Source organism: Paractinoplanes pyxinae (genome assembly GCF_026626335.1).
Lineage (GTDB): Bacteria > Actinomycetota > Actinomycetes > Mycobacteriales > Micromonosporaceae > Actinoplanes > Actinoplanes pyxinae.
Genome location: NZ_JAPNTZ010000001.1, coordinates 1 through 21,597, shown reverse-complemented (window position 1 = coordinate 21,597; position 21,597 = coordinate 1). Strand labels below are relative to the sequence as shown.

Below are 21,597 nucleotides of genomic sequence, written 5' to 3'. Positions count from 1 at the left end.
GCGGGCCGAACAGGGACAGCCTAGCCGGCAAAGGCACCCGGCCGGGCTCCTGACGCAGGGCCCTCGCAGATCCCGGGCAGCCGCTCGGCTGCGCTCGGAACAACCATCCGCGCGCGCACCCGCCGCCACAGCTCGGCCTGCCAGCACAAGTCGTCGGTGAGCCCGCCCCTGACGCCGTCCGAGTCGTCGCCGGCCGCCCACGCCCGCAGCATCGCGGGCCGGTGCTGCCCGTACGAGTCGAAAAGCTCAGCCAGCCGCCGAGCCGTGGCATACCGGCGCCCCGGAGTCTCGAGGTAGGCGGCGAGGGTCGCACACCACGGTTCCCCGAGAGACGAGTCGATGGCGTCGAGCAACGGCCAGACACGCCGATCCGGCCGCCACGGGTCCTCGACCGCGCCCGGCATCCCGACCTGCTCGAGCAGATCGGCCATGGACGGAAACCGCACGTTGGCGCACACCCCGAGCCGCAACGAGAGCTGCTCCGCCAGCCACCGCTCCACACCCTTGGACAGCACGCTGACAACCTCGGCCGCAAAGGGATCGCCGAGCGGTTCAGCCACCAGATCGGCCAGCACGCCGGCCAGCCGATCCGTCCGTCCGGCCCGGTGAATGAGCAACATCGGTTCCGCTGAGCCCCCTCCGGCCCAGCTTCACGGCCCAGGGTGCAGAACGGCCATATCCCACAAAATGGCGGTGCTGGTCACCGAAGATCGGCGGAACAGGAGAGGCTCGTGTCGCCGGCCAGGAGCTCTCGACTTCGACGTGAGGAGCATGGTGCGAGTACACGTCTATGACGTCTTGACCAAGGAATGCGGCTGGAGTGACCAGAACGCCCGCGATCGCGGTAAGAACGTCTCCCACTACTACGACAACCACATTCGGACCACCAAGGCCCCGAAAGACGGCCAGAACGTGGCCATCAACGACGAGACCGACGTCCCCGGACTGATCGAAGCGGCCCGCAACATCAAAGACGGCGGAGCCTCGGCCAACGCCTACGCCAAGCCGACGAAGTTCGCCGGTTTCAGCCTCGAAGACATGGGCTTCTAGCAGGCAACCCGCCCCGTGAGCCGACCAAGCGGCCCACGGAGTCCGCGACATGGCCCGGGCGTAAGCCTGAAGGAGGCGGTAACGCGCCGGGCCAGGTCAGGCGGGGCTCACCACCAGGGCTGTTCCAGGGCGCGGTCCGTGCCGCCGGTGGCGTCGAGGCCGTCCAAGGCTTCCACGTCGGCCGATGTCAGCTCGAAGTCGAAGACCTGGGCGTTCTGTTCGATGCGCTCGCGGTGGGTGGACTTGGGGAGCACGATCAGGCCGCGTTGCAGGGCCCAGCGGATCAGGACCTGGGCGGGGGTGCGGTTCAGGCGGTCGGCGATCTCGGCCACCTGGGGGTCGCGCAGGTGGCGGCCGGTGCCCAGCGGGCTGTAGGCCTCCAGGGCCAGGCCGCGGGCCTCGCAGGCCGTCAGCAGGTCGCGGCGGAACTCGAACGGGCTGAACTGCACCTGGTTGACGACCGGCGCGACCTCGGCCACCTTGAGCAGTTCGTCGACCTCGGACGCGCTGAAGTTCGAGATGCCGATGGAGCGGGCGTAGCCGCTCCGCTGGGCGCGCTGCATGCCCTCCCAGGCCCAGGTCGGGCCGCCCTGCGGCCAGTGCACGATGTAGAGGTCGACGGCGTCCACGCCGAGGCGTTCGAGGCTGCGCTGCGCCTCGGCTTCCGGGTCTTTCGAACCGGGGTAGAACTTCGTCGTGATGAAGACGTCCTCCCGGGCGACGCCGCTGTCGCGCAGGGCCCGCCCGACGCTGGCCTCGTTGCCGTACGCCTGGGCCGTGTCGATGTGGCGGTAGCCGGCCTCGAGCGCCCAGCGCACCGAGTCCTCGCACTCGGGCCCGTCCGGCACCTGCCACACACCGAGCGCGAGCAGCGGAATTTCGTTGCCGTCGGCGAGCACACGCGCCCGCCCGTCCTGGGTCAGCTCTCCTGCGGCCATGGTCTTCTCTCCTGCTTCAAAATGATCGGCGCCTACTGGCTCCCACTCTGCACTGCCCGGCCTGACGCCGCGGAAACCAGGGCCCTCGGCGCCAGCCATTTGTGTACGACGGACAGCGGCCCCCAGATCAGCCGGGCCCTCGCCCGGTCGTAGCGCACGTAGGTCGACAGCGAAACCTCACCGTCGGCGGCCCGGACGACCAGGTTGGCCGTCATGAACGAGGAGGCCGCCTCGAGCCGGATTGCCTGGGGGCTGCGGCCGGCGATGCGCCACCCGGCGACGGTGCCGGCGGATCGGCTGCGGCTCAGTCGCAGGCCCAGGATGACCCGCCAGATGAACACTTCGCCGGCGTTCGGGACGTCACCGAAGATGGCCCGGGCCCACTCCTCCGGTGTCCGTCGCCGGTCGGTGCCCACGACGAAACGGTCGGTGTAGTGGATGGTGAAGAGTGGACTGGCGACGGCCATGACGGAACCCCTTCGACGTGTACGGTACCGTATACGCTCAGCCTAGCGACCACATACGGCGGCGTATATACGGGTGCGTACACGAGGAGAGTGACGTGCGGCATAGTGGATTCGTCACCCGCACACCGCGGGAAAGCTGGATTGAGCAGGGGCTGAAGGCTCTCGCCACGGGAGGCCCCGATGCCGTACGCGTGGAAGCGCTGGCCAAACAGCTCGGGGTGACCAAGGGCGGCTTCTACGGTTCCTTCGCCGACCGCGACGCTCTGCTGACCGCGATGCTGGAGACGTGGGAACGGGAAAGCACCGACGACGTGGCCGCCCGGGTGGCCGAGAAAGGCGGCGACCTGGTCACCCGGACCAAGCGAGCGGGAGTGCTCACCTTCTCCACCGATCGGCTGCTTCCGATCGACCTCGCTGTCCGTGACTGGGCCCGCCGCGACGAGGCGGTGGCCGAGCGCCTGCGCCGCGTCGACAACCGGCGCATGACCCTGCTACGCGAGTCGATCGGCACCTTCTGCTCCGACCCGGACGAGGTCGAGGCCCGCAGCGTCCTGGCCTTCTGCCTGCTCATCGGCGAGCACTTCTTGGCCGCCGACCACGGCGGCCGCACCCGGGCCGAGGTGCTGGCCCGCGCCGGCGACGTCATCTTCGCCAGGAAGGACGCCCATCCCACCGGGAAAGACGCGGGGAAGCAAGATGTCGAGTCCCTGGGCGACGTCCGCGCCCGGATCGACGACCTCGACACCCAGATCGTCGCCCTGCTGGCCCGCCGGCAGACCCTGGTCGAGGCCGCAGCCGGCTTCAAGACCGACGAGCAGGCCGTACGCGCGCCGGACCGGGTCGAACGAGTCGTCGCCGCCGTCCGCGCCAAGGCCACGGCGGCCGGGCTGGACGCCGACGTGGCCGAGTCGGTCTGGCGTTCGATGATCACCGCGTTCACCGAGCTCGAGCTGGCCCGGCACCGCGATTCCTGAACCGCGCGGCCGGATCAGGACGCGCGGCCGGATCAGGGCTTGCGGGCGACGGCGCCCCAGATGCTGATCCGGCTGGGGTCGGTGCTGTCGGGCTGCGGGCCGGGCCGCCACCGGCTGATCAGCTCGATGCCGGGGTCGACCAGCTCCAGGCCGTCGAACAGGGCGGCGAACGCGGCCCGGTCGCGCGGCCAGATGTCGCTGATCCCCGCGTCGAGCAGGTGCTGATAGCGGGCCTTTTCCTCGGCGGGCATGAAGTCCACGGTGAAGTGGGTCGCCGCCAGGTAGCTGCCCGACGGCAAGGCGTCGACCAATGTGCGTACGACGCTGTGGGCCTGCCCTCGACCCGGCCGCAGGAAATGCAGCACGGCGATCAGCATCAGCGCCACCGGCCGGGTGAAGTCCAGCGCCTGCCTGTCCCGGGCGGCGTCCAGAATGCTTTCCGGATCGCGCAGGTCGGCCTCGATGTAGTCGGTGGCCCCCTCGGGACTGCCGGCCAGCAGGGCCCGCGCGTGCGACATGACCAGCGGATCGTTGTCGACGTAGAGCACCCGCGCCGCGGGCGCCGACCGCTGCGCCACCTCGTGCGTGTTGTCGGCCGTCGGCAGGCCGGTGCCGATGTCCAGGAACTGCCGGACACCGGCCTCGCCGGCCAGGAACTCGGTCATCCGGCGCAGCACGGCGCGGTTGGCGCGGATGCCGGCGCGCATGCCGGGGAACTTGGCCTCGATGGCGTCGGCCGATTCCCGATCGGCCGCGAAATTGTCCTTGCCGCCCAGCCAGTAATCGTAGCGCCGGGCCGGGTGCGGCACCGACGTGTCGATCACCGGCGCGGCCGGATCAGACCCGGTCACATTGTCCCCCGTCGACGTCCGAGAACCGATTTCCGGCACTTTACCCATTCACGAGATGCCATGTGGACCCGTTCTGCCGCATAGTGGTAGGTCGAGGTGGTCCGAGCCGCCGGGACCGGTCGATCATGGGAATGCTGCTGGTGGATCGCGTTGAGTTCGTCGCCGAGGCCGCGCTGCTCGATCGGTTGGCCCTTTGTGGTGGCAACGTGTCCGCGCTGCACCGCGAGCTGGTGGCCGAGGCCGGCGGCGGCCGCGTGCCCAGCCTGGCCACCCTGCACCGGGCAGTGACCAAGGCTCTGGCCGCGAACGCGCCGGCGCCCCGCGACGAAACCTTGGAACCGCCCGATCCGGGTGTGGCGATGACAGTGGACGAGCTGGCCGAACGGCTGGGCACGCTCAAGGTCTGGGCCGGCGATCCGTCCTACGCGCGGATCACCACGCTGGTCAACGCGGCGTGGCGCCGGGCCGGGCGGCCGGACAGCGAGCTGGTCGGCCGGACCACTGTGGTCGACTGTTTCCGGCCCGGGCGGCGCCGGCTCAGCGCGGAACTGGTGACGGCGATCGTCCACGCGCTGCATCCCGACCACAACTACCTGGCGCAATGGCAGCAGGCGCTGCAGGCCGTCGCCGGCCAGCGGCGGGCGTCGTCCCAGGTCCGGGTGTACGACTCTCTGCCACCGGATCTGCCGGTGTTCACGGGCCGCGCGGACGAGCTGCGCCGGCTGCGGGACGCGCTCACCGCCGGCGGCCCGGTCGCAATCGCCACGATCGAGGGGATGGCCGGGGTCGGCAAGACCCAGTTGGCCGTACGGGCGGCGCACCTGCTCCCCCACGACAGGGTTCTCTTCGCCGGCCTGCGCGGCTTCGACCCCGATCCCGGCCACCCGCCGGCCGACCCGGTCGCGGTGCTGGACGGCTTCCTGCGGCTGCTCGGCGTGCCCGGTTCGACCGTCCCGCGCGACCTGGAGGCCTGCCGTCGGCTCTTCCACGAGCGGCTGGCCGGCACCCGCACGCTGGTCGTGCTGGACAACGCGGCCGGCGCCGGCCAGGTCCGGCCCCTGCTGCCGGCCACGCCGGGCTGCTCGGTGCTGGTGACCAGCCGCCGGAGCCTCGCCGAGCTGAGCCCGGCCGTCTCGCTGAAGCTCGAGGTGTTCGGCCGCCCGGAGGCACTGCGGTTCCTGACGGACGAGGTCGGCCCGGCCGTCGTACGGGAAGAGCCGGAAGCCGCTGCCCGCATCACGGAGCTCTGCGGACGGCTGCCGCTCGCGCTCGGCCTGGTCGCGGCGCAGGTGCGGGCGAGGCCGGACTGGTCCCTGGCCGACCACGCGGAATGGCTCGACGAGCGCCGCCGGGCCGGGCGGCTGGACGACGGGGTGGCCCTTGCCCTGGACCGGTCCTACCGGAACCTGGACGCCGAGCGGCAGCGGCTGCTCCGGCTGGTGGCGCTGCACCCGGCCGAGGACTTCGACGACTACGCGGCGGCCGCGCTGACCGGCGGCGACCTGGACGCGGCGCGGGCCGGGCTGCGCCGGTTGTGCGACGACCACCTGATCCAGCTGGCCGGCGACGACCGCTACACCCAGCACGACCTGATCCGCATCCACGCGGCCGAGCGCGCGCACGAGCAGGAGCGGCCGGTCGAACGCCGGGCGGCCCTGACCCGTCTGCTCGACCACTACCTGGCCACCGCCGCGACGGCGATGCGGATCCTGTATCCTACGGGCGCCGACCGCCGGCCCCAGGCCCCGGAAACGACCACGGCGGCGCCGGTCCTGTCCGGCCCGGAGGACGCTTCGGCCTGGCTGAACAGCGAGTATTCGACGCTGCTGGCCATTGCCGCGTACGCCGCCGACCGGGGCTGGCCGACGCACACCAGCCGCCTGGCCGAGGTGCTGTTCCGCCACCTGTTGAACACCAGCTATCGCGACCTGCTGACCGTGAACGAGCACGCGACGCGAGCCGCCCAGGCGGTCGGCGACTCCCGGGCCGAAGCCACCGCGCTGTCGGCCCTGGGTGTCGCGTACACCAATCTGGGCCGGACCGAACCGGCGGCCGATCGTCTGCAGAGGTCGGCCCAGCTGTTCCGCAGCATCCACGACGTCCGCGGTCAGGCCCACGCGGTGATCAACCGGGCCAACCTCGAGTTCTACCACCGTGGTCCGGCGGCGGCGAAGGTCCACTACGAGAAGGCGCTGGCCCTGTACCGGGAGGCCGACGACCGGATCGGCGAGGCCCGGGCCCTGGACAACCTCGGCTACAACGAGGGGACGCTCGGCAACTTCGACGAGGCGCTCGAGTTCCTGAACCGCGGGCTCGCCGTCCACGTGGAGGCCGGCGACCGGCACGGCGTCGCCAAGGGCCTGAGCAACCTGGCGACCATCGAGGTGCGAAGCGGGCGGCTCGACGAGGCCGAGCAGCACTGCGAGGAAGCCCTGACCCTGTGCCGGCGGCTGGGCAACCGCAGCATCGAGGCGGAGGCCCTGGACGCCCTCGCCCTGGTGCACACCCGCCGGGGCGAACCCGAGCGGGCCATCGAGCTGCACGAGCAGGCGCTGGCGATCAAACGGGAGGTCGGCGACCGGGTCTCGGAGGCCGACATCCTCAACGGGCTCGGCGAGGCGACCCGCGCGGCGGGCCGGCTCGCGGCCTCGGTCACCTGGTTCGAGGCGGCGCTGGCCATCGCGGGCGACACCGAGATGGCCGAGCAGCGGGGCCGGGCGTACACGGGACTCGGACACACCTTCGAGCGGCAGGGCGATCCGGCGTCGGCCCGGGCGTTCTTCGAGCGGGCCCTGCACCTCTACGTCGAACACGGCATGTACGAGGCGGACGGCGTACGCCGTCTGCTGGCCGACCGAAACGGCAACCGAACGACGACGCCGTGAGCGTGGGCCATCGTTCCCCCGTTCGGCTGCCGATTCCGCTCGTCCTCGCCGATCATGGCGGTGCGGGACAGGCGTACGGCGTAATCCGACCGACCCCGACCGTTTCTCAGCCGGCCTTGGGCTTCCTCAGCCGGCCTTTGGCTTTCCTCAGCCGGCCTCGGGCTTTTCTCAGCCGGCCTCGGGCTTTTCTCAGCCGGCCTCGGGCTTTTCTCAGCCGACCCGGGCGACCGCCGCGTAGCCGGTGGCCTCGGCCGCGGTCGGCCGGGGCCCCGGCTCGCCACGCCAGTCCTGAACCGAGACGATGCCCGGTTCCAGCAGCTCGAGCCCGGTGAAGAAGCGGGAGACCTCGGCCAGCGACCGGGGCGAGAACCGCGGCTTGATGCCCTCGTTGATGGCGTTCATCTTGGCGATCGTCTCGGCGTCGAGCGGGTCGAAGGTCGCGTGCGACAACATCAGGTAGCTGCCGGTCGGCAGGGCGCCGACCAGCCGATTCACGATGCCCCATGGGTCCTCGTGGTCCTCGACGAAGTGCATGATCGCCACCAGCTGGAGCGCGATCGGCCGGGTCCAGTCCAACGTTTCGCGTACGGCGGGATCGTCGAGGATCTTCTGGGGATCACGCACGTCGGCGTCGATGTAGGCCGTGGCGCCCTCGTCCGAACTGGTCAGCAGGGCCCGGGCGTGGCTGAGCACCAGCGGGTCGTTGTCCACGTAGACGATCCGCGATTCCGGGGCGATGCCCTGCGCCACGTCGTGCACGTTGTCGGCGGTCGGCAGCCCCGTGCCGATGTCGAGGAACTGCCGCACGCCGGCCTCGCGGGTCAGGTGCCGCACCGCCCGCTGCATGAACGCCCGGTTCTCGCGTGCCGCGGTGCGGATGTGCGGGAACACTTTGGCGATGGCGTCACCGGCATCGCGGTCGGCCTGGAAGTTGTCCTTGCCGCCGAGCCAGTAGTTGTAGCGCCGCGCCGGATGCGGCCGGGTGGGATCGAGGTCCGGCCCGCCGCGCCTGTCCGTGCCCTCGCCGATGCTCATCATCGTCTCCACGTCCGTCGATCGGTCCGGTCATCTTAATGCTGGCGCTCCGCTCATCTCGTCCGGGTGACCTCGGGGAAGGCCGGCGAGGGTCCGTCCAGCTGCGGCTGGTCGCGCTTTCCCAGGTGTACGTCGAGGAAGGCGGCCACGTACGTGCGGGTGATCAGCAGTTGCCGCTCGGCCGGGACGGCGCCGGGGTCCAGGCCGAGCTGGGCGCCGAGCACGGGCCGGTCGGTGAACGACATGTGCCCGGTGCCGGCGACGGTCAGCCACCGCTTCCACTCGCTCAGGCCGGGCCAGTCCCGCACCCAGCTGGCGTCGGCCGGCCGGTCCGCGCCCACCAGCAGCAGCGGCCGGTTCGTGACAACGGGGACGAACAGGGTGCCGTCCAGGTCGGCGGCCGCGTCCACCCGCCGGTCGGTGGTCAGCAGGTGCGCGGCGCTCGCCCCGCCGATCGAGTGGCCCACCACGGCGATCCGGTGACGGTCGAGGTAGCGGGCGCCGCGCCACGCCGGCCGGGCGCCGGTCAACCGGTCCAGCAGGAACGACACGTCGGCCGCCCGGCCCCGCACCACCTGCGGCATTACGTCGTCCAGCTCGCAGGCCAGGCACTCGGCGACCCGGCCGTCGGGGAACTCGACGCCGCGGGCCTCGTACGGGTGGTCCACCCCGGCCACCACATAGCCCCGGGAGGCCAGGTCCTCGGCCAGCCCGGTCAGCGATTCGCGGCTCGGGCTGAACCCGGGCGACAGCACCACCAGCGGCCAGCCCTTACCGGCCGGCGGGCGCACCGGCAGGTCGCGCCGGGCGTTGGTGGACACGGTGGTCAGCACGTCCGGCGGCAGGGGCAGGCCCTCGGCGGCGACGATCCGCGACGAGACCGCGGCCGTGGTGTACGGAGCTGGGGCGCCGCGGCCGGGCCGGGCGGGGTACCACAGCGACACCATCAGCTCGCGCCGCACGTCCGGCCGCCACGGGTCGGCCCGGGCGGTGTCGGTCAGGTGCAGCCAGGTGGTGCCGACGGCGTACGGCCCGGTCGGGCGGGGCAGGCTGAGGGCGGGAGCGGCGGTCGCGGCGGCGCCGATCGGCAGCGTCACCACCAGCAGGAACAGGGCGGCCAAGGCGCGGATTCTCATGCGCCTCACGCTAGGAACGGGCGGCGGCCCCGGTAACTGCCGAAAGTGAACACTCGACCCCGACCAAAGGCATCAACGCCCGTGCCGTACGTCGTTGGGTGGGTGCACGCGCGTGTACTCGTCCAGCCGGTCGGCGCGCAGGGCGGCGAACAACTCCCGGCACTGCTCCGCGTCGGGCACCATCACCGCACCGACCCCCGGCACGTCCCGGTTCTCGGCGATGGGCAGGGTCAGGAACGTCATGTCCTTCGCCCGCAGGTGGCGCAGCGTGAAGGCCAGGCGCTGCACCGGCATGCGCCGGTCGACCGTGAGCATGCCGGCCGCGGTCCGGACCAGCCGGTCCAGGCCCCGCGGGTCGGTCAGCAGGTTCTGCTCGGCGATCTTCTCGGCCAGCGCCCGCAGGTATTGCTGGTGCCGCTTGGACCGGTCGAAGTCGTCGTTGGGCAGGCCCCGGCGCTGACGGACGTAGTACTCGGCCAGCTGCCCGTCGAGGTGCACCTTCCCGGCCGGGAAGGCGACGCAGCGGCGGGACCGGCCCTGCGGGTCGGTGCACGGCGCCGACGGGTACGGGCTGTTCTCCGGCAGGAACCGGTAGGAGTCCACGCTCCTCTTGTCGATGACCACGTCGACGCCGCCGACCAGATCGGTGAGCTTGCGGATCCCGGCGAAGTCGATGAGGACCGGCCAGTCGACGGTGATGCCGCCGAACTGGTTGAGGGTCTGCACGAGCCGGGGCACGCCGCCCCACGCGTAGGCCGCGTTGACCTTGTTCCGGGGGCCGCGCTCGCCGCCGGCCGTGGCGATCGGCAGGTACGTGTCGCGCGGGATCGAGATCACGTACGCCCGGCCGGTCGACTCGGGGATGTGCACCAGGATGACGACGTCGCTGCGGCCGTCGCCCGGTTCGCCCTTCGTGCGGCTGTCCGAGCCGACGAGCAGCAGGTTCATCGGGCCCTTGACCTTCGGCGGCTCGGTCGGCTCGGCCGGGGCGCCCGCGGACCGGCTCGGGGCGGCCGGCAGCAGGTCGGCCCGCGCGACCGCACCCTCGTAGCGGCGCGAGAGCAGCCGCATCCCGGCGAAGGCGGCCAGCGACCCGGTGACGAGCAGCGCGAGAACTATGGTGAGCACCAACCGCCAGCGTCGTCTCATCGCTCACACCCCCACGAACCGGTAGCCGGAATCGAGCAGGACCGGAAGAACACTTCGCAGAGCCTGGACGGTCGGTGACCGGTCGCCGCCGCCGTCGTGGGTGAGCACGATCGACCGGTGGCCGACCTGAGCCAGGATCCTCGACCGGATCCTGCTCGCACCGGGGTCGTCCCAGTCGCGGGGATCGACGTCCCACGCGATCGACGTCTGCCCGAGCGCCGCGCACACCTCGAAAACCGTGCGCGACCAACTTCCGTACGGGGCCCGGAAAAGGTTAGGAATGCGGCCGGTCGTCCTGGCGACGTTCTCCACCGTACGACCCACCTCCGACCGGACACGGCCGGCCGGCAGCCGGTGCAGATCCGCGTGGGACCAGGTGTGGGTGCCGACCATGTGTCCATCATCGATGATCGCGCGCACCAGGTCGGGGTGAGCGGCCGCTTGCTGCCCGATCACGAAGAAGGTGGCTTTGATGTGGTGTTTCCGCAGGAGCTTGAGAACCTGCGGGGTGTACGCCGGATGCGGGCCGTCGTCGAAGGTGAGCGCCACGACCTTCGGGCCCCGGCCGGGCGGCACGACGTAGCGCGGCTCCTTCTGGACGGGGATGCGGGGCAGGCCCGTCGGGGAGGGTGACGGTGGTGGCGGCGGGGAGCCCACCGTGGGCCGGGGCAGATCGGGCGACGCCGGCTCAGATTGTGGCTGCGACTGCGGCCTTTGCTGGGCGCAGCCGCTGAGCAGCGACAGACCACCGAGGGCGAGAAGCACCCGCCTGCGGCCGGTCCACTGTTGTCCTGTCATCTGGTTCGTCACCTCCGGCTCCGCGCGGTCGCGGAGTTTCGAAGTGTGGTGACGAGTTGTCAGGAACTGATGAGTTTCCCGTACGCCCAAGTTTTTCTTGCCTCGGGCGGCAACCTGGGCGGCCGGAATCGCATGTACCCGGGTGTAGCGCCACTGCCATCATTCGGGGGATCTTGAAATGTCCGCACCTCACCGGCTCGCCCTGCCCGCCGTCGCCGTCCTGCTCGGGCTCACCGCCTGCGGTTCCACGGCGTCATCCGCACCCGCCTCCGCCTCTGCGCCGTCACCCACTCCTATCTCATCCGCTCCCGTTTCGCCCGCTCCTGCTCCAACGACGAAGGCGCCGTCGCCCTCGGCGACCCGGGACTCGCTGGGACCCGAGCACGGTTCCGGCGTCTGTCCTCCGGCCAAGGAGTTCGAGAAGCTGGTCGACCTGCCGGAGGGCTGGCACTTCGCGCGGGTGAAGTGCTGGAAGAGCTGGGCGACGACCGAGCCGGAGGGCCCGAACAAGGGCGACGGCATCTACCTGTTCCGGTACGCGTCCGATGCGGGCTGGCGCTATCACAGCCAGGGCAGCGGGTACTTCTGCAAGGACCTCGGCATCCACGAGCCCGCGCCGTTCTGCCAATACCCGTGATCCCGGCCGACGGGGCCGCGTGATGGCCCGTACGAAGTACGGTGTAGCGCACAGCTCGGCGCACGGGGAAGACGAGCGGAGCATGCCGGAGTCCACTGACGACCTCTTCTGCGATTTCGTCCGCACCCGGTCGGCGGCCCTTCTGAGGACGGGCTTCCTGCTGACCGGGGACAGGCATCTCGCCGAGGATCTGGTGCAGGACGCGCTGGCCCGCACGCACCGCGGCCGGCGCCGGCTGACCGACCCCGGGCATTTCGAGGCCTACACCCGTACGGCCATGTACCACCTGCACGTGAGCCGGTGGCGCCGCCGCCGGATAGTCGAGTCGATGCCGGGCGAGATGGCCGATGTGGCCGCGCCCGGCAGCGACCACGCCCACCGCACGGATCTCAAGCTCGCCCTGCACGAGGTGCTGGCCCGGCTCACCCGGCGGCAACGGGCCGTGCTGGTGCTGCGGTTCTTCGAGGACCGCAGCGAGGCCGAGGCGGCGGAACTGCTCAACTGCTCGGTCGGCACGATCAAGTCGCAGACCAGCAAGGCCCTGGCCCGCGTCCGCCACCTGGCCCCCGACCTGCTCTCGGCCGTGACGGAGGAAGGCTGATGACCGACGACCACGGGCGGCTGCGCCGGGCCATGGCCGACCTGGCCGAACACGGCGGCAACGCGGACATGTACGCGCGGACCCTGCGCAAGTCGCGTCAGTCCCAACGCCGTACCCGCATCGCCGCAACCGCGACAGCCGCGGCCGCGGTCTTCACCATCGCCGGCGCCGTCGCCTACGCCACAGCCGACCGGTCCGCCCCCACCCCGCCGATCGCGACCTACTCCCCGACCTCCAGCCCAACTCCGACACCGACCCCGCCTCCGACTCCGACGCACACCCCTTCTCCCAGCCTCACGTCGACGTCGACGGCGCCCAGCCACACCCCGACCTCGAGACCGCCGCGGTCGTCCACTACGACTTCGAGTCCGCCACAGTCGTCCACGACGACCAGCAACCCGCCCCGATATCCGGATTGCCCCTCCGCGAAGACCCTGGAGAAGCTGGTCGACCTGCCCGAGGACTGGTCTTTCGTGCCCTCCAGCGTGAAGTGCTGGCAGACCTGGGCGACGGCCGCCCCGCAGGGCCCGACCCCCGGCGACGGCATCTACCTGTTCCGCTACGAGCCCGGCCCGGGCTGGCGCTACCACAGCCAAGGCAGCAGCTACCGGTGTCAGGACCTGGGCATCACCGAGGGCGACCCCCCGTTCTGCGAGATGGACTAGCGGCTCGGGGGGGGCCAGTGTCGAGCTGCGCGGCCGGTGCTCAGCCGCACCCCTCGGCTCCCCGGCACCCGCGCAGGCTCTCCAGCTTCTCGTGCAACTCGGTGGCGCGGGCGGCGGGGAGCTTGGCGGCCGTGTTCAACAGCTCTTCCGGGTCGGTGGTGCGGTCGTAGTACTCCCGGGCGCCGCCCTCGTACTCGACGTAGGTGAAGTCCGGCCCGCGCAACGCGGCATAGGTCGGCGGAGTCCCACCGGCCGGCGCCTGCCGGTCCGGGTCATCGGCGGCCTGGCCGGGGCCGTGGTGCTCGACCAGACCGGTCGTCCGCCAGCCGGGCGCCTGGCCGTCCCGCAACCACGGGAGCAGACTCCGCCCGTCCACCGCCGGGCCGGGTGTCACGCCCCCGAACTGCTCGAACGTCGGGCGCAGGTCGATGTTCAGCACCGGCGCCTCCACGGTGGCTCCCCCGCGTACGCCGGGACCGGCCACCACCAGCGGCACGTGCACGTCGTGGTCGAAGGCGGTCTGCTTGCCCGCGGTCAGCCGGTGCTCGCCCAGGTGGAAGCCGTTGTCGGAACTGAAGACCACGACCGTACGGTCGGCGACCCCGGCCTTTTCCAGGGTCTGCCGCAGGTTGCCGATCATGCGGTCGATCGACAGCACCGACTGCGCCCGCTTGCGGTACGCCGTGTCGAGCTGGGCCGTCTGGGCGGCGGTGAGCGGCGCCCGCCCGGCCAGCCAGTCCGGCGCGTCCGAGGGGAGCTTGTCGAACGACGGCCCCCGCGGCGCCTTCAGCCCCGGGAACGCCTGCTTGTCCTCCGGCGCCGGAACGTACGGCCCGTGCGGGGTGAACGTGGCCACCTCGAGCAGGAACGGCTCCCCCGCCTCGGCCGAGGCGGTGATGAACGACTCGGCCTTGCCCTCGACGACCGTGGTCAGGTAGTCCTCGGGCGCCTGGCCGTAGTGCCGGACGGCGCCGTTCTCGTTGAGGTTGTAGTTGTATTCGCCGTAGCCGCCGCCGGCCACGTCCCACTCGGTCCAACCGGGCCGCACCCCGTGCTCGCCGGGCTGATAGCCGTTCAGGTACTTGCCCATCATCGCGGTCCGGTATCCGCGCGACCGCAGGCTGGTGGCGAAGGTGTCCCGCTCCTGTTCCCGCTGGAAGACGTGGAAGCCGCCGTCGTCGCCGCTGTTGGTGAAGACGCCGGTGTTGTGCGGGTAGCGCCCGGTGAGAATCGACGAGCGCGACGGGCAGCACAGCGAGTCGGTCACCGTGTACTGCGAGAACGTGGTGCCGTCCTGAGCCAGGGCCCGCACGTTGGGCATGTACTGCACCAGATTGGCGGACAGGTCGTCGGTGAGCACGAAGACGACGTTGACCGGGCTCCGCTCATCACCGGCCGGAGGCCCGGCGCAGGCCCCGGCCGTCATCCCGAACAGCAACAGCGCCGCCGCCAGCGCAGACCCGGCGCGAATCAGTGAAGTCCTCATCGTCCGCACCCTGCCCGCCCATTGATCGGCGACGATCAGCGCGATGTACGAGTTGTGTCAGGACGAGCCGGGCCGGCGCCAGTCGTTACACGTATGTCCGCTCGCTTCGCAGGGGCGAACGTAAGGGCATGACTGACACGCTCACCTCGCCCGCATGGGCGCAACCACACACCGACCTCACCGGGTCCACCGTTGTCGTCGTCGGCGGGGCCGGCGGGGTCGGCGAAGGCGTCGTCCGGGCCCTGCTCGCCGCCGGGGCCACGGTGGTGGCCACCTCGCGCTCGGCCGGGCGCCTCGACGAGTTTGCCCGCCGGATCGACGACCCGCAGCTGCACGTCCGCGAACTCGACCTGCTCGACCCCGCCTTGACCGAGGAGGCGTCCACCCTGGCCACCGAGTTCGGCGGCCTGCACGGAGTCGTGATCAGCGTCGCCGACTGGGGCCGCCAGGGCCGCAAACCGCTGCTCGAGCTCAGCGACCCGGAATGGGAGGACCAGCTGCGGCAGAACCAGACCACCGTGTTCCGCGCCTACCGGGCCTTCGTCCCGCTGCTGGGCTCCGACGGCATGATCCTGCAACTCAACGGCTTGTCGGCGGACCTGCCCTTCCCGATGGCGGCCGCGGTCGCCGCCGGCAGCGCGGCCACCAAGTCGCTGACCCGCACCCTCGCGGTCGAGCTGGACGGGCAGGGACCCCGCATCTACGAGCTGATCCTCGGCTTCGTCCGCACCCGCCCCCGGCAACTGGCCGGCGTCGACGACCCCAACTGGATCCCGGCCACCGACGTGGGCGTGCACATCGCCGAGGTGGCCGCCGGGACCAGCCCGCTCGCCGGCCACACCGTGCACTACTTCACCGACCAGGCGTCGGGGCCTTCGGCTGGTTGACCGAGCGCACCAGCTTGCCGGTGGCCGTGCGGGGCAGCGCCGCGACGACGGTGATGTCGCGGGGGCGCTCGGCCCGGGACAGCCTCGGGTCGAGCCACTTCCGCAGCTCGGCGGCGGTCAGCGTACGGCCCGGAAGGACCTCGACGGTCGCGCGCAGCCGCTGACCGAACTCCGGGTCGGCGACCGGCTCGAGCAACGCGTCGGCCACGTCCGGGTGGCTGGTCAGGATCGCGGCCACCGGGCCGGCGTAGACGTTTTCGCCGCCGGAGACGATCATGTCGTCGAGCCGGCCGTCGACGAACAGGCGGCCGGCCGGATCGAGGTGGCCGAGATCCCCGGTCGCCAGCCACTGCCCGTCCGGGTGCCAGCCCCGGACCTGGATCTCGCCGATCCGGTTCGGCGGCAACGGCGTGCCGCCGGGTTCGACGACCCGGATCCGGACCCCGCGCGGCGCCCGCCCGACCGTGCCGGGGGCGGCCCGCAGATCGGCCGGGGTGGCCATCGACGCCCAGCCGGCTTCCGTGGTGGCGTACATGTTGAACAACCGGCCGGGGAACAGCTCGCACAGGTCGGGCGGCAGCGCCGCAGCGCCGCTGACCACACCGCGCAACGAGTCGAGGGCCGGCCATCGCGCGGCGGGCAGCTCAGCCATGCGGCGCAGCTGGATCGGCAGTACGAACATCAGGCCGGCGCCGTGCTCGGCGACCGCGCTCAAAATCCGCTCCGGATCACCGCCGGGCACCAGAACCACCGGGGCGCCCAAGGTGAGACCGGCGGCGAGGTAGGTCAGGCCGTACCCGTGATGCGGCGGGGTGGCCACGACGATGGGCTCGCCCGGACGCACCGGCGTCAGCCGCAGGTGCGTGGTGACCGGGCCGAGCAGCATGCCCAGCGGCAGCGGGCGGGACACGCTGCGCGGCACGCCGGTGGTGCCGGAGGTCAGCACGGACATGCGCCCCTTTCGCGTACGGGACCTCGGCCCGCCAACCGGCCCGGCCAGCAGGTCCGGCCAGGCCATCCAGGTCACGTCGCCGGTTGCCCCGCCCGGCTCGCCGACCAGCCCGGTGGCCCTTTCCCGGCGCAGCACCTCGGTCAGGCGGTCGCGGGGCAGATCGGGTGGCAGCAGCACGACGTCGACGCCGAGCCGGGCCAGCCCGATCGCCACCGCCACGAAGCCCCGGTGGCCGTCGCAGGCCAGCCCGACCCGGTCGCCGGTCCGCAGGCCGAGCGTGGCCGCCGCGTTCGCCACGCAGGCCTCGGCCATCGCGTCCAGCTCCGGGTAGGTGACCGGCCCGTCCGGGTCGACCAGAGCAAGCCCGTTGGGCGGCCCGGCGGCCAGCGCCGTGTCCAAGTTGCGCCCGCGCCGCCCGGCACGCAGAACCCGTACGAGCCGCTGGGGACGCAAAAGACCGCTCGCCGCCAGCACCCGTAGCGGCTCGAGGGCGTCAAGCGCCCGCACCCCCGCGGCCAGCGCCCGCTCGACGGTGCGCGGCATCGCCGCCGACACCACCGAACCGATCCGAGCCCACCACGGCCACCACGACCGGTGGTGGGCCACCGCCCGGCACACGATCCCGGCCGCCTCGTCCGCCGACATGGCCGGGGCCCGCCGGAAGTGCGGCGTCGGCGCGCTCATCCGGGTGCGGACCAGATTGCAGTAGACCGTGCTGACCGTGATGCCGTCGCGCCGCATCTCCACGGCCGCGCTGCGCAGCCACGTGTCGAACGCCGCCTTGGAGGCGTGGTAGGCCGACCAATTCGGAGTGTGCAGGGACAGCCCGGCCGTCGACACGTTGACGACGTGCCCGCCGCCGGTCGCCCGCATCGCCGGCAGCAGCACCAGCATCAACTGGACCGGCCCGAGGTAGTTCAGGCTCGCGGTGCGCTGGATGTCGTGGAACCGGTCGGCGGTCTCGGCCACCGGGCGCCGGATGGACCGCCCGGCGTTGTTCACCACGACGTCGATCCGGCGGTAGCGCGCCACCAGGTCCGCGGCCAGCTCGGCGGCCGCCTCCGGCGAGGAAAGGTCGGCCGGGTGCACGAAGGCCCGGCCGCCCGCGGCGGCGATTTCTCCGCTTACTTGTTTCAACCTTTCCCTCGTACGCGCAACAAGCAGCACGGTCGCGCCGGCCGCAGCCAGACGGCGAGCCGTGGCGGCGCCGATGCCCTCCGACGCGCCGGTGACCAGCACGATCCGGCCGTCCACGACCGCTCGCAGCCGCCGCTCCCGGGGACCGCGCCCGGTGATCCCGGCCGCGATCCGCACCCACCGCTTGATGATGTTCACCGCGCCAGTGTGGACGCTCGCGAAAGCACCGGCCCACTGCAAATCCTGCAACTCCTTGTCTTGATATCGACGGGTGCCTATCGTCCCGAGGTAAGCGCTTTCCTGTCGTGGGGAGGGCGGCGCGACGCACCCCCGATTGGAAGCGAGACGAGGATGAAACGATCAGTCGCCCTGCGGTGGTCGGCCGGAGCCGCCACCGCGCTCACCACCGCCGCGATCATGTTGACGCTGCCGGCCACCCAGGCCCTCGCGGCCGACAACCTGAGCCTCAACGGCGGGGCCGACGGCTCCAGCAAGGCCAGCGGCACCAGCTACGGCAACATCAAGGACGGCAACACAAGCACGTACTGGTCGCCGGCCAGCTCGACCGGCTACGTCTCGGTCAAGTGGAGCAGCGCCACCACCGTCTCGTCGGCGGTCATCCGGCAGGCCTCGGGCGGCGGCACGATCAGCGCCTGGCGCCTGCTCAACGCCGACAGCGGCGCCGTGCTGAGCAGCGGAAGCGGCAGCCCGAGCACCATCTCGTTCGCCTCCACCTCGCTGAAGAAGCTCACCCTCGACATCACGAGCGCATCCGCCGCACCGCGCATCGCCGAGTTCGAGACGTACAACGGTGGCGGCGGCACGACCCCGACCACCCCGCCCCCGACGACGCCGACCTCCCCGCCGCCGACCGGCGGTTCCGGGGGTACGCCGACCGGCGCCTGGCCGTCCTCGGCGGGCACGGTCAGCATCTCCGGCACGGTCAACGTCTCCGGCACCTTCGACGGCGGCATGAAGACGTACTGCTGCATCGGTGACGGCTCGCAGAGCGAGTCCCAGGACCCGATGTTCAAGATCGCCAACGGCGGCACGCTGCAGAACGTCATCCTCGGCTCCCCGGCCGGCGACGGCGTGCACTGCGAGGGCACCTGCACGATCCGCAACGTGTGGTGGAACGACATCGGCGAGGACGCCGCGACCTTCAAGGGCACCGGCGGCGGCACCAGCTACGTGATCGGCGGCGGCGCGCGGAACGGCAGCGACAAGACGTTCCAGCACAACGGCAACGGCACGGTCAACATCTCGGGCTTCTACCTGAGCGGTTCGGGCAAGCTGTACCGCGGCTGCGGCAACTGCACCAACTCGTACACCCGCCACGTCCGCATCGACAACGTGCTGCTGAACGACATCGACATGGTCGCCGGCATCAACTCCAACTGGGGCGACACGGCCACCATCACCCGGGTCACCCTGAGCAACGCCTCCAGCGCCACCGTCTGCGGCAAGTACCAGGGCGTGGCCAAGGGCAGCGAGCCCAAGTACCTGGGCGCCGGCTGGAACGACGCCAACTGCAAGGTCAGCCAGAGCGACATCACGTACCGCTAGGCAGTGCCCCAGGTCACGGGAGGAGCGAGCGCGTCCTCCCGTGACCTGGGGCTAACGTCGGACTTCGAAGCTACGGCAGAGGAGTCACCGTGAGCACACCACAAGCCGGTTCCGCGGGCACCATCGACGTCGGCGGCGACCTGACGGTCAACCGTCTCGGCTACGGCGCCATGCGCATCACCGGCGACGGCATCTGGGGCGAGCCGAAGAGCCGCGACGAGGCCAAGGCGGTGCTGCGCCGGGCCGTCGAGCTGGGCGTCAACTTCATCGACACCGCCGACTCGTACGGCCCCGACGTCAGCGAGACGCTGATCGCCGAGGCCCTGTATCCCTACGCCGACGACCTGGTGATCGCCACCAAGGGCGGCCTGGTGCGCCCCGGCCCCGGCAACTGGCAGCCCAACGGCCGCCCGGAACACCTGCGCGAGGCCCTGGAGGGCAGCCTGCGCCGCCTGCGGCTCGATCAGATCCCGCTGTACCAGTTCCACCGCCCCGACCCGAAGGTGCCGCTAGAGGACTCGATCGGCGCCCTGGTCGAGCTGCAGGCCGAAGGCAAGATCCGGCACATCGGCGTCTCCAACTTCACCGAGGACCAGCTACGCACAGCGCAACGGTTGACCCCGATCGTCTCGCTGCAGAACCGCTACAACGTCGACGACCGCAAGTCGGAATCCCTGGTCGACCTGTGCGAGCAGGAGCAGCTGGTCTTCCTGCCGTGGGCCCCCATCCAAAACCTGGACAGCAACACCGCCGTCCAGCAGGCGGCCACAAAGTACGGCGCCACGCCCCACCAGATCGTCCTGGCCTGGCTGCTGGCCCGCTCCCCCAACATCCTGCCCATCCCCGGCACAGGTTCAACCGGCCACCTCGACGAAAACGTGGCCGCCGCCGACCTGACCTTGACCCCGGCCGAGGTAGCCGCCATCAGCGGCCACTGATAGAGGCACCGGCGGGAGCGGCGGCCCCGCGGTCAACTCCGGCGACCAGAATCCGACATCGGCTCGGCTCGGTTCACCGACGTTGATGAGCCACGCTTTCCTCACGATGCCGGGCGGTGGCTGACTGAAGGTGCCCGTGCCCTCGGAGAGCAGCCGATGAGGCTGAAGCGTGTTCATCGGCGGTGGCGGAACCAGTCACACACTGCGTCCAATTTGACGCTGTCGGAGCGCCGCGACTTGTATCCCGACGACGTGCTGGCCGTCTTCGCCAAGCGCATGAGCGTGCGCTTGGCGAGGACGCACGTGTCCGGGTGGATGGCCACTCTCGCCGTCATCGGTAGTCACGGTCCAGGAGATTGACAAACCTTCACCCGGCCGAGGCCTGACGTGCGCCGGTCTTGCCGTAATGCTTCTTGTCGTGAACTCTGGAACGGTGAGGGTCGTTCGATTCTTGCGGCTCAAAGGCGGAAGTTGGGGTTCACATGCAGGAATCTGCCAGCTCCAGGTACGTGCTCAAGGTCGCCGGTTAGGACCCGAAGATGGACGACGCAAGTCCTGTGTCGGACCCGTCCGAGGAGTCGGTCGGGAGCGACCCGGGCGGAGACCCGCCGGCCGGTCGATCGCCCAATGAGTCTATGAACCCTCGCCCCGCGGAGACACGACCTGTGACGGTGGACGCCGTCAACGATTTGTGGCGCCGACTGACCACCGGGACAGAGAAACAGCAGGCCTCGACGCGCGACGAGCTCGCACAATTGTTCGCCCGACTGACCGACGGCCAGGACGGCGAGGCCCTCCTCCTACTCTCCCTGCTTGACGAAAAGATGCGAGAATGTTCATCTGGGATCGGCGAGTCAATCCGCGTCCGGAACATTGTCATGTCTGCAGTGCTGGCGGTGTTCCAAGTCCGGAGCTTCCGAACCGACCACCCCGCGGTCATCCACTACGTGGTCCGCTATTCGCTTGACGAACCAGACCGGTTGAATCTGGTCATGCGCTTATGGGCCGGATTACTTCGTCACCGCCCGCACCGGCGGGACGCTATCCGTGCGCTGCACAGCAGCCAACTTTCCCTCAATGAGCTCAGCAATCGGCACGGCGGCGGCGACGCCCGGCTGGTCCGCGCAGCGTTGGCACGGGCGTTGTCGGGAGACGAGCTGAAAGAGCTGACTCGAGACTACGCGACCGTCAATCAACAATCCGACCTCGGACTGCTTGACCTGTCGATGGGTGGGCCGGCTAATACCGGTGCAAATCTTGCTGTCGCGACTCGAGTCGGTCGAACGGTCGTTCAGTATCCGATTACCGCCCGGCGGCACCTCGCGAAGGCCGAGAAGAGCAAGTGGTACCGGCGCGCGGAGCGGAGCGACGCCGATTTGCTGCAGGCCGACGCCCATCATGTGCTGGTGTACCGCGTCGGCGGCGACTACGTGCTGGACAACGAT

20 protein-coding genes are annotated in these 21,597 nt (G+C 71.0%); 10 read left to right on the top strand and 10 right to left on the bottom strand.

Going from position 1 to position 21,597, the window contains the following annotated elements; all coding sequences use genetic code 11:
- Positions 1–20: 20 nt before the first annotated feature.
- Positions 21–620, bottom strand: a complete 600-nt coding sequence (locus tag OWR29_RS00100; protein ID WP_267560095.1) for an exodeoxyribonuclease V subunit gamma — start codon at positions 618–620, stop codon at positions 21–23.
- Between the two features lie 151 nt (positions 621–771).
- On the opposite strand from OWR29_RS00100, the gene OWR29_RS00095 reads away from it, so the two are divergent.
- The gene (locus tag OWR29_RS00095) at positions 772–1,050 is read left to right on the top strand and encodes a hypothetical protein (RefSeq protein ID WP_267560093.1); all 279 of its coding nucleotides are present in this window, start codon (positions 772–774) and stop codon (positions 1,048–1,050) included.
- A gap of 107 nt (positions 1,051–1,157) precedes the next feature.
- Here the strand turns inward: OWR29_RS00095 and OWR29_RS00090 are convergent, their stop codons facing one another.
- Together OWR29_RS00090 and OWR29_RS00085 are read right to left on the bottom strand one after the other, a co-directional pair.
- The gene (locus tag OWR29_RS00090) at positions 1,158–1,988 is read right to left on the bottom strand and encodes an aldo/keto reductase (protein WP_267560091.1); all 831 of its coding nucleotides are present in this window, start codon (positions 1,986–1,988) and stop codon (positions 1,158–1,160) included.
- Positions 1,989–2,020: 32 nt separating this feature from the next.
- Positions 2,021–2,455 (bottom strand): hypothetical protein, encoded by a 435-nt coding sequence (locus tag OWR29_RS00085; RefSeq protein ID WP_267560090.1) that lies wholly within the window; start codon positions 2,453–2,455, stop codon positions 2,021–2,023.
- A 95-nt stretch (positions 2,456–2,550) separates the two neighbouring features.
- Here OWR29_RS00085 and OWR29_RS00080 point away from each other — a divergent pair, with 95 nt between their 5' ends.
- Positions 2,551–3,429: a chorismate mutase gene (locus OWR29_RS00080; RefSeq protein ID WP_267560089.1), complete on the top strand. Its 879-nt coding sequence runs from the start codon at positions 2,551–2,553 to the stop codon at positions 3,427–3,429.
- 32 nt (positions 3,430–3,461) lie between these two features.
- Here the strand turns inward: OWR29_RS00080 and OWR29_RS00075 are convergent, their stop codons facing one another.
- Positions 3,462–4,280, bottom strand: coding sequence for an SAM-dependent methyltransferase (locus tag OWR29_RS00075; protein ID WP_267560088.1), 819 nt, complete (start codon positions 4,278–4,280; stop codon positions 3,462–3,464).
- 284 nt (positions 4,281–4,564) lie between these two features.
- Between OWR29_RS00075 and OWR29_RS00070 the strand changes: the two genes are divergently transcribed.
- Positions 4,565–7,165: an ATP-binding protein gene (locus tag OWR29_RS00070; RefSeq protein WP_267561156.1), complete on the top strand. Its 2,601-nt coding sequence runs from the start codon at positions 4,565–4,567 to the stop codon at positions 7,163–7,165.
- A 210-nt stretch (positions 7,166–7,375) separates the two neighbouring features.
- On the opposite strand, the gene OWR29_RS00065 is transcribed toward OWR29_RS00070, so the two are convergent.
- The 4 genes from OWR29_RS00065 to OWR29_RS00050 all read right to left on the bottom strand — a co-directional run bounded on the left by OWR29_RS00065 (position 7,376) and on the right by OWR29_RS00050 (position 11,283).
- Positions 7,376–8,203 carry an SAM-dependent methyltransferase gene (locus tag OWR29_RS00065; protein ID WP_438872542.1) on the bottom strand — a complete coding sequence of 276 codons (828 nt, stop codon included), beginning with the start codon at positions 8,201–8,203 and terminating at the stop codon, positions 7,376–7,378.
- A 50-nt stretch (positions 8,204–8,253) separates the two neighbouring features.
- Positions 8,254–9,336: an alpha/beta hydrolase family protein gene (locus OWR29_RS00060; RefSeq protein WP_267560086.1), complete on the bottom strand. Its 1,083-nt coding sequence runs from the start codon at positions 9,334–9,336 to the stop codon at positions 8,254–8,256.
- A 72-nt stretch (positions 9,337–9,408) separates the two neighbouring features.
- The gene (locus OWR29_RS00055; protein ID WP_267560085.1) at positions 9,409–10,485 is read right to left on the bottom strand and encodes an LCP family protein; all 1,077 of its coding nucleotides are present in this window, start codon (positions 10,483–10,485) and stop codon (positions 9,409–9,411) included.
- A gap of 3 nt (positions 10,486–10,488) precedes the next feature.
- Positions 10,489–11,283, bottom strand: coding sequence for a polysaccharide deacetylase family protein (locus OWR29_RS00050; RefSeq protein WP_267560084.1), 795 nt, complete (start codon positions 11,281–11,283; stop codon positions 10,489–10,491).
- Positions 11,284–11,461: 178 nt separating this feature from the next.
- Between OWR29_RS00050 and OWR29_RS00045 the strand changes: the two genes are divergently transcribed.
- The 3 genes from OWR29_RS00045 (at position 11,462) to OWR29_RS00035 (ending at position 13,186) form a co-directional block, all read left to right on the top strand.
- A complete protein-coding gene (locus OWR29_RS00045) occupies positions 11,462–11,920 on the top strand; it encodes a hypothetical protein (protein ID WP_267560083.1) in 459 nt (152 codons plus the stop codon).
- Positions 11,921–12,002: 82 nt separating this feature from the next.
- Positions 12,003–12,521 carry a SigE family RNA polymerase sigma factor gene (locus OWR29_RS00040; protein WP_267560082.1) on the top strand — a complete coding sequence of 173 codons (519 nt, stop codon included), beginning with the start codon at positions 12,003–12,005 and terminating at the stop codon, positions 12,519–12,521.
- Positions 12,521–13,186, top strand: coding sequence for a hypothetical protein (locus OWR29_RS00035; RefSeq protein WP_267560080.1), 666 nt, complete (start codon positions 12,521–12,523; stop codon positions 13,184–13,186). Before OWR29_RS00040 ends, OWR29_RS00035 begins: the two co-directional genes overlap by 1 nt.
- Before the next feature lie 40 nt (positions 13,187–13,226).
- Here the strand turns inward: OWR29_RS00035 and OWR29_RS00030 are convergent, their stop codons facing one another.
- Positions 13,227–14,672: a sulfatase family protein gene (locus tag OWR29_RS00030; protein WP_267560079.1), complete on the bottom strand. Its 1,446-nt coding sequence runs from the start codon at positions 14,670–14,672 to the stop codon at positions 13,227–13,229.
- A gap of 128 nt (positions 14,673–14,800) precedes the next feature.
- Between OWR29_RS00030 and OWR29_RS00025 the strand changes: the two genes are divergently transcribed.
- Entirely contained in the window at positions 14,801–15,559 is a 759-nt protein-coding gene (locus tag OWR29_RS00025; protein ID WP_267560078.1) for an SDR family oxidoreductase, read from the top strand.
- On the opposite strand, the gene OWR29_RS00020 is transcribed toward OWR29_RS00025, so the two are convergent.
- On the bottom strand, positions 15,525–17,846 hold the full coding sequence (locus OWR29_RS00020; protein WP_267560076.1) for an SDR family NAD(P)-dependent oxidoreductase: 2,322 nt from the start codon (positions 17,844–17,846) through the stop codon (positions 15,525–15,527). The two genes, OWR29_RS00025 and OWR29_RS00020, sit on opposite strands and share 35 nt — an antisense overlap.
- Before the next feature lie 153 nt (positions 17,847–17,999).
- Here OWR29_RS00020 and OWR29_RS00015 point away from each other — a divergent pair, with 153 nt between their 5' ends.
- The 3 genes from OWR29_RS00015 to OWR29_RS00005 form a co-directional block, all read left to right on the top strand.
- A complete protein-coding gene (locus OWR29_RS00015; protein ID WP_267560073.1) occupies positions 18,000–19,214 on the top strand; it encodes a pectate lyase in 1,215 nt (404 codons plus the stop codon).
- Positions 19,215–19,303: 89 nt separating this feature from the next.
- On the top strand, positions 19,304–20,152 hold the full coding sequence (locus OWR29_RS00010; protein WP_267560072.1) for an aldo/keto reductase: 849 nt from the start codon (positions 19,304–19,306) through the stop codon (positions 20,150–20,152).
- 665 nt (positions 20,153–20,817) lie between these two features.
- Positions 20,818–21,597, top strand: a 780-nt coding sequence (locus OWR29_RS00005; protein WP_267560070.1) for a hypothetical protein, incomplete at its 3' end; no start/stop codon positions are given.

What these genes read in the sequence shown, in the direction of transcription:
- OWR29_RS00065 (WP_438872542.1), bottom strand. Translation starts at nt 8,203, where the DNA reads ATGATGAGCATCGGCGAGGGCACGGACAGGCGCGGCGGGCCGGACCTC.
- OWR29_RS00015 (WP_267560073.1), top strand. Translation starts at nt 18,000, where the DNA reads ATGAAACGATCAGTCGCCCTGCGGTGGTCGGCCGGAGCCGCCACCGCG.
- OWR29_RS00060 (WP_267560086.1), bottom strand. Translation starts at nt 9,336, where the DNA reads ATGAGAATCCGCGCCTTGGCCGCCCTGTTCCTGCTGGTGGTGACGCTG.
- OWR29_RS00025 (WP_267560078.1), top strand. Translation starts at nt 14,801, where the DNA reads ATGACTGACACGCTCACCTCGCCCGCATGGGCGCAACCACACACCGAC.
- OWR29_RS00030 (WP_267560079.1), bottom strand. Translation starts at nt 14,672, where the DNA reads ATGAGGACTTCACTGATTCGCGCCGGGTCTGCGCTGGCGGCGGCGCTG.
- OWR29_RS00035 (WP_267560080.1), top strand. Translation starts at nt 12,521, where the DNA reads ATGACCGACGACCACGGGCGGCTGCGCCGGGCCATGGCCGACCTGGCC.
- OWR29_RS00100 (WP_267560095.1), bottom strand. Translation starts at nt 620, where the DNA reads ATGTTGCTCATTCACCGGGCCGGACGGACGGATCGGCTGGCCGGCGTG.
- OWR29_RS00045 (WP_267560083.1), top strand. Translation starts at nt 11,462, where the DNA reads ATGTCCGCACCTCACCGGCTCGCCCTGCCCGCCGTCGCCGTCCTGCTC.
- OWR29_RS00040 (WP_267560082.1), top strand. Translation starts at nt 12,003, where the DNA reads ATGCCGGAGTCCACTGACGACCTCTTCTGCGATTTCGTCCGCACCCGG.
- OWR29_RS00095 (WP_267560093.1), top strand. Translation starts at nt 772, where the DNA reads ATGGTGCGAGTACACGTCTATGACGTCTTGACCAAGGAATGCGGCTGG.
- OWR29_RS00085 (WP_267560090.1), bottom strand. Translation starts at nt 2,455, where the DNA reads ATGGCCGTCGCCAGTCCACTCTTCACCATCCACTACACCGACCGTTTC.
- OWR29_RS00090 (WP_267560091.1), bottom strand. Translation starts at nt 1,988, where the DNA reads ATGGCCGCAGGAGAGCTGACCCAGGACGGGCGGGCGCGTGTGCTCGCC.
- OWR29_RS00055 (WP_267560085.1), bottom strand. Translation starts at nt 10,485, where the DNA reads ATGAGACGACGCTGGCGGTTGGTGCTCACCATAGTTCTCGCGCTGCTC.
- OWR29_RS00050 (WP_267560084.1), bottom strand. Translation starts at nt 11,283, where the DNA reads ATGACAGGACAACAGTGGACCGGCCGCAGGCGGGTGCTTCTCGCCCTC.